The sequence below is a fragment of the Formosa sp. A9 genome (genome assembly GCF_051200825.1).
In the GTDB taxonomy this organism is placed as follows: domain Bacteria; phylum Bacteroidota; class Bacteroidia; order Flavobacteriales; family Flavobacteriaceae; genus Formosa.
Genome location: NZ_CP195158.1, coordinates 1,946,666 through 1,964,771, shown reverse-complemented (window position 1 = coordinate 1,964,771; position 18,106 = coordinate 1,946,666). Strand labels below are relative to the sequence as shown.

The window sequence follows — 18,106 nt, the reverse complement described above, 5'->3', positions numbered from 1 at the left end:
CTATGAAAACAGTTCAATTTTATATAAAGCTTTTAGTGATTTTAGTATCGCTAAAAGCTTTTGCACAAACTACAAAACCAATTACCCACGATCCAGTTGTGGCAAAACAAGGCGATACATACTATTTATTTTGTACAGGTCCTGGTATAACCAGTTTTACATCTAAAGACTTAAAAACATGGACCAAAGCAAAACAAGTATTTGCCGAAAGTCCAAAATGGGCTAAAGATGTCGCTCCGGGATTTAACGGGCATATTTGGGCGCCAGACATTTCCTTTCATAAAGGCATGTATTATTTGTATTATTCTATTTCAGCCTTCGGAAAAAACACTTCGGCAATTGGTTTGGTAACTAACAAAACATTGAATCCGAACGATAAAAACTACAAATGGGAAGATCAGGGTATCATCATCCAATCTATTCCTAATCGAGATAATTGGAATGCTATAGATCCGAATTTAATTTTCGATGAACAAGGAACGCCGTGGATGGCTTTTGGATCGTTCTGGGGCGGACTTAAAATGGTGAAAATGGCATCAGATTTAAAATCTATTGCAACACCAGAAGTATGGCATACTATTGCACGTCGCGAGCGTAGTTTCGATATTGAAGATTCCGATGCGGGTGATGCCGCTTTAGAGGGGCCGTTTATATTTAAAAAAGGCGAATATTACTATCAATTTTTATCTTGGGATTACTGTTGCCGTGCCGAAAATAGCACCTACAAAGTTGTGGTGGGGCGCTCTAAAACGGTTACAGGGCCTTATGTAGATAAAGACGGAACACCATTAAATGCTGGTGGAGGCACTCTAGTGCTTGAAGGAAATAGCAAGTGGTACGGCGCTGGACATAACAGTGTATATACTTTTGATGATAAGGATTATATCTTTTTTCATGGGTATGATGCTTCAGATAAAGGATTGCCTAAGCTAAGAGTTTCTGAATTGAAATGGGATAATAATTTATGGCCAAGTCTAAAAGACAATGTATTAGAGTAAAGATGAAATTATTATTAACAAGTTTGGGGATTATTTTCACACTGTCAGCCATGGCACAAGAGGCTGTGCAGTTATTTCCTTTAGATCAAGTTTCTGTAATGTCTGGTGTTTTTAAAGAAGCCGCAGAAACCGATTTTAAGTATATACAAGAGCTAAATCCAGACCGATTGCTGGCGCCATATCTTAGAGAAGCTGGTTTAACACCTAAAGCGGAAGCGTATACCAATTGGGAAAATACGGGGTTAGATGGCCATACTTTAGGGCATTATTTATCGGCATTATCTATGTATTATGCTTCTACAGACAATCCAAAAGCGAATGTATTAATAGATTATGTGTTATCAGAATTACATCGTGTACAACAAGCTAATGGCAATGGATATATTGGTGGTATACCAGGAAGTAAGACTTTGTGGAAAGCCATTGAAAACGGAAAAATTAACGCAGGTAGTTTTAGCTTAAACGATAAATGGGTACCGCTTTACAATATTCATAAAACGTTTGCTGGTTTAAAAGATGCCTGGATGTTTGCCGATAAGGCTGAAGCTAAAACTATGTTAATTGCATTAACTGATTGGTTTAGTGGAGTAACGAGTAATTTATCTGAAGCTCAAGTTCAGGATATGTTACGTTCTGAACACGGTGGGTTAAACGAAGTGTTCGCCGAAGTGTATTACATTACTAAAGATGAAAAATACTTAAAATTAGCTAAGCGATTTTCCGAACAGGGGTTGTTAAATCCACTAGCCGAAAATAAAGATATTTTAACAGGTATGCATGCGAATACGCAAATACCAAAATTTATTGGTTTCGAGCGTATTTATCAATTAGACCACGATAAAACCTATCGCGCATCAGCGTTGCATTTTTACGATAATGTGACTCAAAAACGTTCATTGAGTATTGGTGGAAATAGTGTGCGAGAACATTTTAACCCTATTAACGACTTTACCGAAGTTTTAAGTAGCGAACAAGGTCCCGAAACCTGTAATACTTATAATATGCTTAAGTTGAGTAAAATGTTCTTTGAAGATACTGCAAACGAAAGCTATATCGATTTTTACGAACGCGGACTTTACAATCACATTTTGTCATCTCAAAATCCCAATGGCGGATTTGTATATTTTACACCAATGCGACCTGGGCATTATAGAGTATACTCGCAACCAGAAACGAGTTTTTGGTGTTGTGTAGGCTCTGGAATGGAAAATCATACCAAGTATAACGAACTGATTTATGCTAAGCATAAAGATTCATTGTATGTAAACTTGTTCATTCCTTCACAAGTAAATTGGCAAGCACAACAGGCAACTATCACTCAAGAAACCAACTTTCCAGAAACCGCATCAACCACTTTAATTTGGGAAAGCAAGGCGGCTAAAAAGGCGACTTTAATGTTACGTTATCCGCAGTGGGTTGCAGCTGGAGCTTTAAAAATTTCGGTAAATGGTAAGTCAATAGACGTTAAAGGCGTTCCTGGATCTTATATTCCTATTTGTAGAAAATGGCAATCTGGCGATCGTATTACTATGACGTTGCCTATGCATTTAAGTTTGGTAGATATACCAGATAATTCGGGGTATGTATCTGTAACTTATGGGCCAATTGTATTGGCTGCGGTTACAGGTGATGCCAATCAGGATGGTTTGTTTGCAGACGATAGTAGAGGCGGACATATTGCCGATGGCCCTTTTTTGCCTTTAAACGATGCGCCTATGTTAATATCTGGACAGGAAGCCGATATTTTAAAAGCGATTAAGCCAATACCAAATAAGCCGCTAGAGTTTTCGGCACCAGAACTTTGGTATCCAAAAAAATATAAAAATCTGGTGCTTCAGCCCTTTTATAAAATTCACGAAAAACGTTATGCCATATACTTTAAAAATGAAACACCAGAAGGGTTAGAACAGTTACAACTTGAATTGGCAGAAAAAGAAAAATCCGAAGCCTATTTGCAATCCATTACCTTAGATTATGTGGCACCAGGTGAACAACAACCAGAGTCCGACCATGGTATAAAATCGGTGGAATCCAATAGCGGATTGAATCAAAATAAACATTGGAGAGATGCTTCAGGTTGGTTTAGTTATAATTTTAAAAATCAATATTTTAATGCTGATTATTTGCGTGTAACATATTTTGGTTTAGATGCTGGAAGGCATTTTAAAATTTTAGTGAATGGAGAGGTTATAGCGAGCCCTAAATTAGAGGGAGAAAAAGGCAATACGTTTTTCGATGTCGATTATAAATTGCCAATGCATTTAGTAAAACAAAATGCTGTTTTAGAAGTACGTTTTCAAGCAGATTCAGGTTCTACAACAGCAGGTATTTATGGTGTTCGATTAATAAAAGCTCCTGAAGCAACTAAAAAAGAATAACAATATTAAATAATTTAAGTCGGTGTTTTAAAGTATAAAAGATGACTTAAAAACGAGTATATGAAAACAGAAAATCAAAAGTTAAGTCTTTTAGAAAAAATAGGGTACGGCTCTGGAGATGCAGCAGTGAATGTTGTGATTTCTTCAATGTTCCTGATTATTACATATTTTTATACCGATATTTTTGGTCTTACTCCAAAGGATGTGGCTTTAATGTTTTTATTGGTACGTTTAATAGATGCTGTTAGCGATCCGCTTATGGGCATTATTACCGATAAATACAAATTCAAATCCGGACGATTCAGACCTTATTTTTTATACTTATCGGTGCCTTTCGGAATTTCGGTGTTTTTAACTTTTACCACACCAGATTTCGATTATGCAGGAAAATTGCTTTATGCTTACGCCACCTATATATTGGTCACCCTCATGTTTACTTCGGTAACCATTCCTTACATTTCTTTAATAGGGGTATTAACAAGCGATCCTAAAGAACGGTTGTCGGCTAGTGGGTACCGTTTGTTTTTTGCCAAGATTGCTGCCTTTGCGGTATCGATAGTTGTGCCAATACTTGCTAAAAAAATGGGTTCAGGCGATTTGGCTCGCGGCTACCAAATAGCTATGGGAATTATGGCCTTTGTTGGTACACTACTTTTACTGTTCTGTTTTTTTACCACCACAGAGCGTGTAGAACATGTAGAAGAGAAAAGACCCTTATTGGAACAATTAAAATATCTGTTTAAAAACAATCAGTGGTTATTGTTAGCAGGATCTTGCTTGTCTGGTACAGTAGGTTATGTTATAAGAGCTTCTGTGGCCATATACTACGCAAAATATTATTTAGGCGGCGACGAAGTGGTGCAATCTACTTTTATGGGTACCGGTGTAGCAGCTGCTATTTTAGCTATGCCCGCGTCTACGTTTATAACCAAACGCTTCTGTAAGGTGAAATTATTTTGGATGTCGCAGTTTGCTGTAGCGGTATTGAGTTTGCTTATGTATGTTGTTGTAAAGCCTCATCCAGAAAGTATGTTATTGGCTTATGTAATGTATTTCATTTTATCGTTTGTAGTCGATGTACATGCGCCTATTTTTTGGACTGCTATTGCAGAAGCTGTAGATTATGGGCAAGCCGAAACCGGTATTCGTGTTTCGGGATTGGCTTTTGGCGGGATTTCATTTGCACAAAAAGCAGGAATGGGTATTGCAGGAGCCGTAGTAGGCGTGTTGCTCGATAGTTTTGGATATATTCCAGATACTATACAATCTGAGACTTCCTTAATGGGACTCGCTTTAATGTTAACATTAATTCCAGCCACTTTTCATGTTATTAACGGCATGTTAATTTATAAGTATAAAATTACCGATACCTATTACGAACTCATAAAAGCAAAACTTCATATTTAAAGTTATGACACGATTTACTAATAAACCAATAGTTGAACAACGTGCCGATCCGTTTATCTATAAACATACCGATGGGTATTACTATTTTACGGGTTCGGTGCCTACTTACGATAGAATAGAATTGCGACGGGCGAAAACTATTGCTGAATTGCAAAATGCAGAGACTTTTGATGTGTGGTTTAAGCACGACAGTGGCCCGATGAGTCGACATATTTGGGCACCAGAACTTCATTATTTAGATGGCAAATGGTATGTCTATTTCGCCGCGAGTCAAGAAGATGATATTTGGGCACTCAGACCTTATGTCTTGGAGTGTAAAGGTCAAGATCCTTTTAAAGATGAATGGATAGAACTTGGAATGATGCAAGCTGCAGATGGAGATCAGAAATCATTTATAGATTTTTCGTTAGACGGTACAGTTTTCGAAAATCAAGGCAAGCGTTATTTCTGCTGGGCAGAAAAAACAGGGGGGCAGTTTGCGGCGTCTAATTTGTATTTAGCAGAAATGGAATCGCCTATAAAACTTAAAACACCTCAATTTATGTTAACAACACCAGATTACGATTGGGAGCGTGTTGATTTCTGGGTGAACGAAGGGCCTGCAGTCATTAAAAATAACGGCAAAATTTATATAACCTTCTCGGCAAGTGCTACGGGCGCTTGCTATTGTATGGGGTATATGGAAGCCGATGAAGACGCTGATTTATTGGATAGAAATTCTTGGAAGAAAACAAGATTCCCTGTGTTGCAAACCAATTACGAGAAGCATATTTACGGACCAGGCCACAATAGTTTTACTGTGGCCGAAGACGGTATAACGCCATTATGTGTTTACCATGCTAGAGATTACGAACATGCTGTGGGAGATCCTATGGTAGTACCTAAAACCGATACAAGACCATTACAAGAAATTAAAGCCGACCCGTTATACGATCCTAATCGTCATGCCCGCATTATGGAAGTTACATTTGATGAAGCTGGTCGACCAGTTTTTGAGTTGTATTAAAAAGACATCACGATGCACGTAGGAGATCTAACATTTATAAAGCAAGTGTTTGTTAGCAGGTTTATAGCTCATTTTTAATTTATTTGAGTAAATATGCTAAACCGTTTTTATCTCTAAAAAGATGATGTTAAATTACGCAGGAATTACGTTAAACTTTAAGTGTTATTTTTACACTTATATATTATAATACTATATTTGTTGAATACTAAATACGAATTTTTTTAAACATGAAAACATATGTAATAGGGTTAGATTATGGATCGGATTCTGTAAGAGCCGTCTTAATCGATACTCAAAATGGAGCTGAATTAGCTTCAGAAGTACACTGGTATGCACGTTGGAAAGCACAACAATATTGTAACGCTAGTATCAATCAATTTCGCCAACATCCTTTAGATCATATCGAAGGTTTAGAACATACCATTAAATCAGTCGTATCTAGTAGCGAAGTCGATCCAGAAAGTATCGTTGGTATTTGTATAGATACCACAGGGTCTTCGCCACTTCCTATTACAGCAACTGGTGAAGCTGTAGCATTAACAGCAGGTTTTGAAGAAAATCCAAATGCCATGATGGTATTATGGAAAGACCATACTGCCATTCAAGAAGCTAACGAAATTAATGAATTAGCGAGATCTTGGGGCGGAGAAGATTATACAAAATACGAAGGCGGCATCTATTCTTCGGAATGGTTCTGGGCTAAAATATTGCACATTGCAAGAACAGATAAAGCAGTAAAAGAAGCAGCCCATACGTGGATGGAACACTGCGATTACATTACTTATTTAATTTCAGATCACGACGATTTAGAAAGCTTTAAAAGAAGTCGTTGCGCAGCAGGCCACAAAGCTATGTGGCACGAAAGCTGGGGCGGATTACCTTCGGAAGAATTTTTAAGTCAATTAGATCCTTATTTAGGGAGTCTAAGAGGAAATTTGTATAACGAAACATTTACATCGGACAGGGTTGCTGGAAATTTAAATGAAGCGTGGGCAACGAAATTAGGGTTAACCACAAAAACGGTAATCGCCGTCGGTACTTTCGATGCCCATTCGGGTGCTGTAGGTGCTAAAGTCGATGAACACGCTTTAGTACGGGTTATGGGAACTTCGACTTGCGACATTATGGTGTCGTCTCCAGATGTTATTGGTGCAAATACTGTAAAAGGCATTTGCGGACAAGTGGATGGCTCTGTAATTCCTGGTTATATTGGTTTAGAAGCTGGACAATCGGCTTTCGGCGATGTTTTGGCATGGTTTAAAGATGTTTTAGCTTGGCCGGTGCAGAATTTGGTAATGAGATCTTCAATATTATCAGACGATCAGAAAAAAGCTTTACAAGACGAAATTGATGCCAATTTTATACGCACTTTAGCGGCACAAGCCGAAAATATTCCGCTTAGCGATGCAGTACCAGTTGCATTAGACTGGGTAAATGGTCGTAGAACGCCAGATGCCAACCAAGAATTAAAAAGTGCTATGTCTGGTATTTCTTTAGGTACCAAAGCCCCGCATATTTTTAAAGCGCTTGTAAATGCCATCTGTTTTGGTTCTAAAATGATTGTCGATCGTTTTCAAGACGAAGGCGTTAAAATTAATACCGTAATTGGTATTGGTGGTGTGGCTAGAAAATCACCTTTCATTATGCAAACTTTGGCAAATGTACTTAACATGCCAATTAAAGTAGCAGAATCAGATCAGGCCCCGGCATTGGGTGCAGCGATTTATGCGGCTGTTGCAGCAGGTGTTTATCCTAATGTTATAGAAGCCAGTAAAGTTATGGGTAGCGATTTTGAAGCCGAATATTTCCCTCAGGCCGATAATGTAGATAAATACGAAGACATTATGCAGGCGTATAAGCATTTAGGGGCATTTGTAGAAACAACCGTAAAATCCAATAAAAAATGAGTTCAAAATATAAAAGTTTAAAAGAAGAGTGCTACGAAGCCAATATGCAGTTAAATGCATTGGGTTTGGTGGTATATACTTTTGGTAATGTAAGTGCCGTAGATCGGGCTAATGGTGCCTTTGCCATAAAGCCTAGCGGAGTACCTTACGAAAGTTTAAAACCAGAAGATATCGTTATTTTAGATTACGATAACAATAAAATTGAAGGCGAATTACGTCCGTCTTCAGACACCAAAACACACGCTTATTTGTATAAGCATTGGGAAGATATTGGTGGGATAGCGCATACACACGCTAAATATTCGGTGGCATGGGCTCAAGCACAAATGGATATTCCCATTTTTGGAACGACGCATGCCGATCATTTAACTAAAGATATTCCTTGTGCAGCACCAATGCACGACGATTTAATTGCAGGTAATTACGAGCATAATACTGGTATTCAGATTTTAGATTGTTTTAAATCGAAACAATTATCGCATACCGAAGTAGAAATGGTACTATTGGGCAACCACGGGCCATTTGCTTGGGGGAAAAATGCCGCTAAGGCCGTGTATAACAGTAAAGTGCTGGAAGTAGTTGCAGAAATGGCGTATTTAACGCGACAAATTAATCCTAACGCCCCGCGTTTAAAAGATTCATTAATAAAAAAACATTACGACCGTAAGCATGGTAAAGATGCGTATTACGGACAATAAATAAATTAACCTTATAAAAAACTAATTACATGATACTAGATATTAGCAAAAAAGAAATTTGGTTTGTAACCGGAAGCCAAGATTTATACGGAGAAGAAACCCTTAAACAAGTAGCAGCCGACTCTCAAGAGGTTGTAAAAGGCTTAGACGCTTCAAAAGCGATACCAGTAAAAATCGTTTATAAACCTACAGTAAAATCACCAAGCGAAATTCTTCAGGTGTGCCAAGATGCTAACTCGAATCCTAATTGTATTGGAATCATTACTTGGATGCATACGTTTTCTCCTGCAAAAATGTGGATTGGTGGTTTATCTATTTTAAACAAACCACTATGCCATTTACACACGCAATTTAATGCAGAGCTTCCTTGGGATGCCATCGATATGGATTATATGAACTTACACCAATCGGCTCATGGCGACCGCGAGTTTGGATTTATCATGTCGCGCTTACGTAAAAAACGTAAAGTTATTGTAGGGCATTGGAAAACAGATCGCGTTCAACAAAAAATTGGTATGTGGTCGCGTGTTGCTTTAGGTTGGGATGAAATTCAAAATTTAAAAGTAGCTAGAATAGGCGATAATATGCGTGAAGTTGCCGTAACCGAAGGCGATAAAGTAGAAGCACAAATGCGTTTTGGTATGCAGGTTAATGGCTACGATTCTTCAGATGTGATTAACTTTATGAATAAGGTTACCGAGCAAGAAATTGAAGATTTAATTAAAGTATACGAGTCTACTTATAAGCTTTCAGACAAGTTAAAAGTAGGTGGCGAGCAACGTCAATCTTTAGTTGATGCCGCTAAAATAGAACTAGGTTTAAGAGCTTTTTTAGATAATGGCGGATTTAAAGCTTTTACAGATACGTTTGAAAATTTAGGCGAGTTAAAACAATTACCAGGTATTGCAACCCAACGTTTAATGGCCGATGGTTATGGCTTTGGTGGTGAAGGCGATTGGAAAACAGCTGCAATGACACGTGTAATGAAAGTGATGAGTTATGGTCTTGAAGGCGGAACATCGTTTATGGAAGACTACACATATCATTTCACACCAGAAAAATCGTATGTTTTGGGGTCTCACATGTTAGAGATTTGTCCGAGTATTGCCGATGGTAAAGTAAATTGCGAGATCCATCCGTTAGGTATTGGAGGTAAAGAAGATCCGGTACGTTTGGTATTCAACTCGCCAGAAGGTCCTGCAATTAATGCTTCTTTAGTAGATATGGGAAATCGTTTCAGACTTATAGTTAACGAAGTAGAGGCTGTAAAACCAATGGCTGATTTACCTAAATTACCAGTAGCTAGAGTACTTTGGGATTGTAAACCTAACTTAGACATTGCCGCTACAACATGGATTTTAGCTGGAGGTGCACACCATACTGTGTATAGCCAAGCAGTTACCACAGAAATGATGGAAGACTTTGCAGACATAGCTGGTGTAGAATTGTTGGTAATCGATAACGATACAAAAGTTAGAACTTTTAAAGATACTATGCACGCTAACGAAGCTTATTATCATATCTTTAATCGCAACAATTAATACTAACAAACTAATAGATATGAAAATTATGAAACGTTGCTTTCAATTTTTTATACTTTTAGCGGTGGTTTCTTTTTACACCAGTTGTAAAGATACCAAGCAAGAAGTTAAAAAAATAGAAACAGAAGCAGAGAAAACCATGGAACACGCATCAGTTACTAAATCGGCATTTGGAACAACACCAGATGGCCAGCAAGTAGACCTATACAAACTTAAAAATGCCAATGGCATGGAAGTCGATATCATTACTTTTGGAGGTATCATCACTACGTTGAAAGCACCAAACAAAGAAGGGAAATTTGAAGATGTCGTTTTAGGGTATAATAATTTAGAGCCGTATTTAACAAACCCAACATTTTTTGGTGCCTTAATTGGTCGTTACGGCAATCGTATTGCTAATGGTAAATTCACTTTAAACGGTACAGAATATACTTTAGCAACTAACAATGCGCCAAACCATTTACATGGAGGAGATACAGGTTTCGACAAAGTAGTTTGGAATGCAGAACCTGTTGAAAACGGCGATACCGTAGCTTTAAAACTAAGCTATTTAAGCAAAGATATGGAAGAAGGTTATCCAGGTAATTTAAATACAACTGTAGTTTATACCTTAACTCCAGACAATGCTTTAGAGGTAAGCTACGAGGCTACAACCGATAAAACGACCATTGTAAATTTAACGCAGCATTCGTACTTCAATTTATCAGGCGATTTTTCTAAAACTACTTTAGATGATAAAGTAATGATTGATGCCGATCGTTACGTGCCTATAGACGAAACGTCTATTCCGTTAGGGCCTTTGGCCGAAGTTAAAGGAACACCTTTCGATTTTACTACGCCTAAAGCAGTTGGAGCGGCTATTGATGCCGACGACGTTCAGATTAAAAACGGAACAGGTTACGACCATTGTTGGGTGCTTAACCATCAAGACCAAGGGTTTAGATTGGCAGCCACTGTGTATAACGAAGCAAGTGGTCGATTTTTAGAAGTATTTACAGACGAACCAGGGATTCAGTTTTACACAGGTAATTTCTTAGATGGCACTTTGCCGTCGCAACAAGGTGGTACTTATGCTAAACGAACTGGTTTGTGTTTAGAAACGCAACATTATCCAGATTCGCCAAATCAAAAGGACTATCCGACTACGGTATTAAATCCTGGTGAAACGTATAGTACAAAAACTACATTTAAATTTTCAACTAAATAAAAACCAATAATATGCAAGCTTTACAAACGTTAGATTGGGTAGTAATTGGTGTATTTGCTGTTCTTTTAATTGGAGTTATTGTTTATGTTGTAAAACAGAAACAACAAAATTCTGAAGATTATTTTTTAGGCGGAAAAGATGCCACATGGATTGCCATTGGTACTTCTATTTTTGCTTCAAATATAGGGTCTGAACACTTAATTGGTCTGGCAGGTGCTGGTGCCTCTAGTGGTATGGCCATGGCGCATTGGGAAATTCAAGGCTGGATGATTTTAATTTTAGGTTGGGTGTTTGTACCGTTTTATTCTCGTAGTATGGTGTATACCATGCCCGAGTTTTTAGAGCGTCGCTATAATCCCCAATCCAGAACCATTTTATCTGTAATTTCTTTAATTAGTTATGTATTAACTAAAGTGGCAGTAACCGTTTATGCTGGTGGTTTAGTATTTCAGCAAGTATTCGGTATTGAAGAACTTTGGGGAATTGATTTCTTTTGGATTGCTGCTATAGGTCTTGTAGTTATTACAGCATTATACACCATATTTGGTGGTATGAAATCGGTGCTGTATACTTCAGTTTTACAAACACCTATTTTGCTTTTGGGATCTTTAATTATTGTAGTTTTAGGTTTGAAGGAGCTTGGTGGATGGAGCAAAATGATTGAGATTGCTGGTGCTGTACCAGTTAATGAATACGGCGATACTATGATAAACTTAATCCGTAGTAATAACGATCCAGATTTTCCTTGGTTAGGAGCGTTAATCGGGTCTTCTATTATCGGATTTTGGTATTGGTGTACAGATCAATATATCGTGCAGCGTGTGTTGTCTGGTAAAAATTTAAAAGAAGCGAGACGCGGAACTATTTTTGGAGCCTATTTAAAATTATTACCTGTATTTTTATTTTTAATACCAGGAATGATTGCATTTGCTATTCATCAAAAATACTTAGCCGATGGTGGCGCAGGCTTTTTACCGTACTTAGATAATGGCGTAGCTAATGCCGATGCTGCTTTTCCTACCTTAGTGGCAAAATTATTGCCTGCAGGTGTTAAAGGTCTTGTAGTTTGTGGTATTTTGGCAGCTTTAATGAGCTCGTTGGCATCGTTATTTAATTCTTCTGCCATGCTATTTACTATCGATTTTTATAAGAAAATTAAACCCAATACTCCTGAAACCAAATTAGTGCGTATTGGACAAATGGCAACCTTAGTGGTTGTAATTTTAGGTATTTTATGGATTCCGATTATGCGTAGTGTTGGTGATGTATTGTACACGTACTTACAAGATGTACAATCTGTATTAGCACCAGGTATTGCCGCAGCCTTTTTATTAGGAGTAACTTGGAAAAGAACTTCGGCGCTTGGAGGTATGTGGGGATTAATTTCCGGATTAATAATCGGGCTTACGCGTTTAGGTGCTAAAGTGTACTATACTAATGCAGGCGAAGTAGCCGATTCGACCTTTAAATACTTGTTCTACGATTTAAACTGGTTGTTTTTCTGCGGATGGATGTTCTTATTCTGTATTATTGTTGTAGTAGTGGTTAGTTTATTAACCGAAGCGCCAGACCCAGCTAAAATTAAAGGTTTGGTTTTTGGTACTGCAACACCAGAAGAGCTTGCCGCAGATAGAGATTCTTGGAATAAATGGGATGTTATTCATTCTTGTATTATTTTATTCATTACCGGATTGTTTTATTGGTATTTCTGGTAAACAATTTTAAATACTATATTTTACAAAAAAAGTGACGCATAATTCATGCGTCACTTTTTTTATAATGTAAACTTTGTTGCTTAAAATTTTAAAGTGAAACCACCATAAGGTTTTACTGTTATATTTAAAGTTTTATTGGTGTTTAAGTCAATTTGTTGTTGTTCCAGTCCATCAGGGCCATCTGTAATCAATAGTCCGTTTGAAGCTTCAATAAACGAAAGGTCTAGGTTTAGCGTTTTGGTTTCAGCCTCACCGTTAATACCGACAACAAACCAGTTTTTACCTTTCTTTCTTGCCATAACCACATCTTTACCAGGATAACCACTAACAAATTTAGAAGCATCCCACAAGGTCGGAATATCTTGTAAATATGAAATTACAAATTCTGGTTGCTTTTTCATGCCTTCAGGAATTTCTGCAATATGCTGAACACCAGAAGTGAATAATACAGGTAAAGCCAACTCGAAAGCTGGTGTAGTAACACGTTTTATATTAGGAATCGTATCTAAAACCATTGGCGTAAAATCCATAGGGTCGAATACGTTTCGGGTAAAAGGTAACATGGCGCAATGGCTAGGCTGGGCATCGGCATTGTCTTGAACAAACGTTACAAATTCTTCGCCCATTATGGCTTCCATAGTCATTAAATTAGGATAGGTGCGTTGCCAGCCTCTTGGTAAGGTACACCCGTGAAAATTTACTAAAAGATTATGCTTGGCAGCGTCCTGTAAAATATCATGGTAATAAGCAATCATAGATTGGCCATCGCCTCCAAAAAAATCAATTTTAACTCCAGCAACTCCTAAATCGTTTAATTTTTTAAACTCGTGGGCTCTACTGTCTTTAGTGAGTAATTTACTTTTTGGCGTGTAAGGTGTCGTGTTCCAACTCCCAGAGGAATTGTACCATACTAATAGTTTTACATCTTTAGATTGTGCATAAGTTGCTAACTCTTTAATTTTTTCATCACCAATTTTAGTATCCCAATCAACATCAATTAAACAGTATGGCCAGTGCATACTTGCCGAATAATCTATGAATCTTTTAGTGGTTTCGTAAGTGATAAAATCATCTTTTAACAGCACCCAACTCCAAGAAGCCAATCCGCCTTTTATAAACGATGTATCTGTGTTAATAGCTGGTTTTGCAAGGTCGGTACCTAAAGTACTTTCGGTAATTGTGTTGAGATTTCCCATGGTAATAATGCGCCATGGGGTAGACCACGGAAGTTTAGATTCCGGGTTCAAGGCTCCGTTAGGAAAAATTTCTTCTTTTTGCGGAAAGGTTACTTGCAGGGCTTCACTTTGTGGATTGTATTTTAAACGGGTACCACAATAGGTGTTATCTAATCCTGTTTCAGAAATTAAGGTCCAAATAGCGTTGCTGTTAAAAAGCGCAGGATATACCCAGCCTTCACCAATAGGCGAGGACTCGCTAACAGGAATATTCATTTTATAATGCTCTTCGTATGATGGATTGGTATTGCTCCATCCTGTTTTTGCTTTAGACATAGGCTGTAACCAAGCTCTAGAATTTTTTGTAAAATTATAACTGGTTTTTTCCTCAGTAATGTGTTTTATGTCTGTTGATGTTTCTGGAAAGTGATATTGAAAAGCAACACCATCTTCCGATAAATTAAAATCGATTTCAAGTTGTTCACCAGTTTCATTTTCTAAATGCACTGTGTATTGTTGTGCAGTATAGGTAATGTCCTTTTGTTTGCCATGAAAAAGCGAATAGGTGTCTGTAATTAATTTTGGTTCTGATATAGCTGTTATTTTTAAATTGTCATAAAAATTAGCATCTTCTCTAATAATACCAAGAGCCGAAGAATCTAAAACCATGGTATTGTTGTAATATACTTGATAAAATGGCTGATTGTTAGCGTTTACGTTTACATGTACGCTTATGGTGTTTTCAGCGTTAGTGAGATTGTGGTTAATAGTTGGAGGTTCTTTACATGCATTAAGCACAAAAAGACCAAATAGTAAAAAAGTTAGTTTCTTCATTTGTATTTTTAAATGTTAATTATACACTTATAAATATACTCAGAATTCTTGAGTTCAATAAGAAATCCCAATCAAATTCGACAAGATATAAGTATCTTTAAACCTTTAAACTCTTAAATAATGATTGAAGCATTAAAGCAGCACTATGGCTATTTATTTGAAGATGATTTACTTAAAGAAATCAATCAAGTAGGGGTATTTAAAGACATTCCTGCCGGTTTTTTGCTTATGGATATTGGCGAAACCATTAAATATATGCCTTTATTATTTAGCGGTGCTATTAAAATTTTAAGAGAAGATGCTAAGGGAGACGAATTGTTGCTATATTTTATAGAGCAAGGCGACACCTGCACCATGAGTTTTACCTGCTGCTTGGGTAATAAAAAAAGTGAAATACGTGCCATCGCCGAAACCGATACCAAACTGATAATGGTACCTGTAGAGCACATGCAACTTTGGTTGGGAAAATATAAAAGTTGGCAAAACTTTATATTACTAAGCTATCATGAGCGTACATCGGAATTATTGGAAGCTATAGATACTATTGCGTTCTTAAAAATGGACGAACGGCTGTTGAAGTATTTAAAAGATAAAGCCATGGTAAACCACAACGATGTTATAAATGTTACTCATTCCGAAATTGCTCAAGATTTGCATACTTCCAGAGTAGTCATTTCAAGACTCTTAAAAAAACTAGAAAATGAAGGTGCCATTAAATTACAGCGAAACCAAATTCAATTAATGAAATTGTAGAAAAGTTAGTTTTTTTTTCAACTCCTTAACTGTTGGTTATCATTAGTATATAGCAGCCAAGCGCACTACAAGGCATATTAAAAAAAAATATCGGTGTAATTTGTAACCATTGTTACCTTATAAAGTGTATGTAATCTTTACATTTGCCCGAAATTTAAGGTATGGATATTACGCAAGTTGTAGGATATTTAAGTGCATTAATTATTGGTTTGGTTTTAGGACTTACAGGCGGCGGCGGGTCTATACTTACAGTACCCGTATTAGTGTATTTATTACATGTTAATCCTATAACGGCTACAGCTTATTCTTTATTTATAGTGGGTTTTACAGCTAGTTTTGGAGCGTATAAAAATTTCCAAAAGGGCTTAGTCGATTTAAAAATCGCCGCTATTTTTGCTATTCCTGCTTTTAGTATGGTATACATAACGAGAAAGTTAATTATACCTGCTATGCCCGAAAATTTACTGCAAATAGGTAATTTGATAATAACTAAAGACATAGCCATTATGGTATTGTTCGCGGTAATGATGGTTGTGGCTTCGCTAACCATGCTTAAACCTAAAAAAGACATTGATGAAGAACATCATAAAAGAAAATTAAGCAACCTTTTAATTTTTAATCAGGCCATTGTTATTGGGTTTTTCACTGGATTAGTTGGTGCTGGGGGCGGATTTATAATTATTCCAGCACTTATAATATTAGGAAATTTATCGATGAAAAAGGCCGTAGGTACCTCGTTGTTCATCATTGCGGTTAATTCCTTAATTGGTTTTGCAGGAGACATTGGCCATACGCAAATCGATTGGATTTTTCTAAGCATATTCACTATGCTATCCGTAGTTGGAATATTAATAGGAAGTTATTTGTCGAATAATATTGAAGGAGAAAAACTTAAAAAAGGATTCGGTTGGTTTGTACTTGTTATGGGGGTTTATATTTTAATTAAAGAACTGGTATTGTAACCCAAGTTACGCAATCAATCCAAAAACATTAGTAATTTTGAAGCATATAAAATAAAAGATTATGAAAGTAGATCAAATATATACAGGCTGTTTAGCACAGGGTGCATATTATATAGAAAGCGCGGGTGAAGTTGCTATAATAGATCCGCTACGAGAAGTAGAGCCTTACATAAAAAGAGCAGAAAAAGATGGAGCAACTATAAAATATATTTTCGAAACCCATTTTCATGCAGATTTTGTAAGTGGGCACGTAACTTTATCCGAGTTAACAGGTGCTCCAATAATTTATGGGCCGTCGGCTAAACCTGCTTTCGATGCTGTTATTGCTACAGATGGTCAAGAATTTAAACTTGGTAATGTGCGCATAAAAGTATTGCACACGCCAGGGCATACTATGGAAAGTGCTACATTTTTATTAAAAGATGAAACAGGAAAAGATTATGCTATTTTTAGTGGAGACACCCTGTTTTTAGGCGACGTAGGCCGTCCGGATTTAGCACAAAAAGGCGATATTACCCAAGACGATTTAGCGGGATATTTATTCGATAGTTTACGTGAAAAGATTATGCCATTAGCAGACGATGTTATTGTGTATCCAGGACATGGTGCTGGTTCGGCATGTGGTAAAAATATGATGAAAGAAACCGTAGACACTTTAGGTAACCAAAAGCAAATGAATTACGCTTTGCGTGCCGATATGACCAAAGCAGAATTTGTTAAAGAAGTTACCGATGGTTTAGCGCCACCACCACAGTATTTTCCGTTAAATGTAAAAATGAATAAGGAAGGATACGACAATATAGATACCGTAATCGAAAAAGGTACCAAAGCCTTAAACCCAGAAGCATTCGAAAGTTTGGCGAATAGTGTTGAAGCTTTAGTTTTAGATGTAAGACATCAAAACGATTTTATTCAGGGACATATTCCACGATCCATTTTTATTGGTCTGGATGGTGGATTTGCACCTTGGGTTGGGGCATTAATTAAAGATGTTAAACAACCTATTTTACTGGTAACCGATAAAGGTATGGAAGAAGAAGCCGTAATACGTCTGTCTCGTGTAGGTTTCGATAATACTTTAGGGTATTTAGAAGGTGGTTTTGAAGCGTGGAAAGATACGGGTAAGACTTACGATACCATTTCATCTATTTCGGCCGAGACGTTTAAATCGCGATTAGAAGACGGTAATCTACAGGTTTTTGATGTAAGAAAAGATAGCGAGTTTGCTTCGGAGCATATCGAAAATGCTAAAAATGCTTCATTAGAATTTATTAACGATTATTTGTCCGAAATTCCGAAAGAGGACCCTTTTTATGTGCATTGTGCTGGGGGGTATAGATCGGTAATTGCGGCATCCATTTTAAAGAGTAGAGGCTACCACAATCTTATAGATGTTGCCGGTGGTATGAAGGCGATACGCGAAGCAGGCATTCCGTTAACCGATTTTATATGTCCTTCTACAATTAAGAAATAATATAAATTGCTAAAAATTAGTTAATTAATAGCTGTGTTTTGTATTAAGGTT

At 37.1% G+C, this 18,106-nt stretch carries 13 protein-coding genes; 12 read left to right on the top strand and 1 reads right to left on the bottom strand.

From position 1 onward, the window contains the following. Positions 1-2: 2 nt before the first annotated feature. The 9 genes from ACR9EA_RS08950 (at position 3) to ACR9EA_RS08910 (ending at position 12,857) form a co-directional block, all read left to right on the top strand. On the top strand, positions 3-998 hold the full coding sequence (locus tag ACR9EA_RS08950; RefSeq protein ID WP_435131802.1) for an arabinan endo-1,5-alpha-L-arabinosidase: 996 nt from the start codon (positions 3-5) through the stop codon (positions 996-998). Positions 999-1,000: 2 nt separating this feature from the next. Further along, entirely contained in the window at positions 1,001-3,376 is a 2,376-nt protein-coding gene (locus ACR9EA_RS08945; RefSeq protein WP_435131800.1) for a beta-L-arabinofuranosidase domain-containing protein, read from the top strand. A 60-nt stretch (positions 3,377-3,436) separates the two neighbouring features. Next, complete coding sequence (locus ACR9EA_RS08940; RefSeq protein ID WP_435131797.1) at positions 3,437-4,783, top strand: MFS transporter; 1,347 nt, start codon at positions 3,437-3,439, stop codon at positions 4,781-4,783. Between the two features lie 4 nt (positions 4,784-4,787). After that, positions 4,788-5,789, top strand: a complete 1,002-nt coding sequence (locus ACR9EA_RS08935) for a family 43 glycosylhydrolase (protein ID WP_435131794.1) — start codon at positions 4,788-4,790, stop codon at positions 5,787-5,789. Between the two features lie 227 nt (positions 5,790-6,016). Further along, a complete protein-coding gene (locus ACR9EA_RS08930) occupies positions 6,017-7,696 on the top strand; it encodes a ribulokinase (protein WP_435131793.1) in 1,680 nt (559 codons plus the stop codon). Beyond that, the gene (locus ACR9EA_RS08925; RefSeq protein ID WP_435131791.1) at positions 7,693-8,394 is read left to right on the top strand and encodes an L-ribulose-5-phosphate 4-epimerase; all 702 of its coding nucleotides are present in this window, start codon (positions 7,693-7,695) and stop codon (positions 8,392-8,394) included. Before ACR9EA_RS08930 ends, ACR9EA_RS08925 begins: the two co-directional genes overlap by 4 nt. Before the next feature lie 32 nt (positions 8,395-8,426). After that, positions 8,427-9,935: an L-arabinose isomerase gene (gene araA / locus ACR9EA_RS08920; protein WP_435139856.1), complete on the top strand. Its 1,509-nt coding sequence runs from the start codon at positions 8,427-8,429 to the stop codon at positions 9,933-9,935. 19 nt (positions 9,936-9,954) lie between these two features. After that, positions 9,955-11,142 carry an aldose epimerase family protein gene (locus ACR9EA_RS08915; RefSeq protein WP_435131789.1) on the top strand — a complete coding sequence of 396 codons (1,188 nt, stop codon included), beginning with the start codon at positions 9,955-9,957 and terminating at the stop codon, positions 11,140-11,142. Positions 11,143-11,153: 11 nt separating this feature from the next. After that, positions 11,154-12,857, top strand: a complete 1,704-nt coding sequence (locus ACR9EA_RS08910) for a sodium:solute symporter (protein ID WP_435131786.1) — start codon at positions 11,154-11,156, stop codon at positions 12,855-12,857. A gap of 80 nt (positions 12,858-12,937) precedes the next feature. On the opposite strand, the gene ACR9EA_RS08905 is transcribed toward ACR9EA_RS08910, so the two are convergent. Continuing rightward, positions 12,938-14,866 carry a glycoside hydrolase family 97 catalytic domain-containing protein gene (locus tag ACR9EA_RS08905; RefSeq protein WP_435131783.1) on the bottom strand — a complete coding sequence of 643 codons (1,929 nt, stop codon included), beginning with the start codon at positions 14,864-14,866 and terminating at the stop codon, positions 12,938-12,940. Positions 14,867-14,986: 120 nt separating this feature from the next. Between ACR9EA_RS08905 and ACR9EA_RS08900 the strand changes: the two genes are divergently transcribed. From ACR9EA_RS08900 to ACR9EA_RS08890, 3 genes are all read left to right on the top strand, one after another. Beyond that, the gene (locus ACR9EA_RS08900) at positions 14,987-15,619 is read left to right on the top strand and encodes a Crp/Fnr family transcriptional regulator (RefSeq protein ID WP_435131780.1); all 633 of its coding nucleotides are present in this window, start codon (positions 14,987-14,989) and stop codon (positions 15,617-15,619) included. A gap of 161 nt (positions 15,620-15,780) precedes the next feature. Then, positions 15,781-16,581 carry a sulfite exporter TauE/SafE family protein gene (locus ACR9EA_RS08895; protein WP_435131778.1) on the top strand — a complete coding sequence of 267 codons (801 nt, stop codon included), beginning with the start codon at positions 15,781-15,783 and terminating at the stop codon, positions 16,579-16,581. Between the two features lie 61 nt (positions 16,582-16,642). After that, positions 16,643-18,055: an MBL fold metallo-hydrolase gene (locus ACR9EA_RS08890; protein WP_435139798.1), complete on the top strand. Its 1,413-nt coding sequence runs from the start codon at positions 16,643-16,645 to the stop codon at positions 18,053-18,055. Positions 18,056-18,106: the final 51 nt, after the last annotated feature.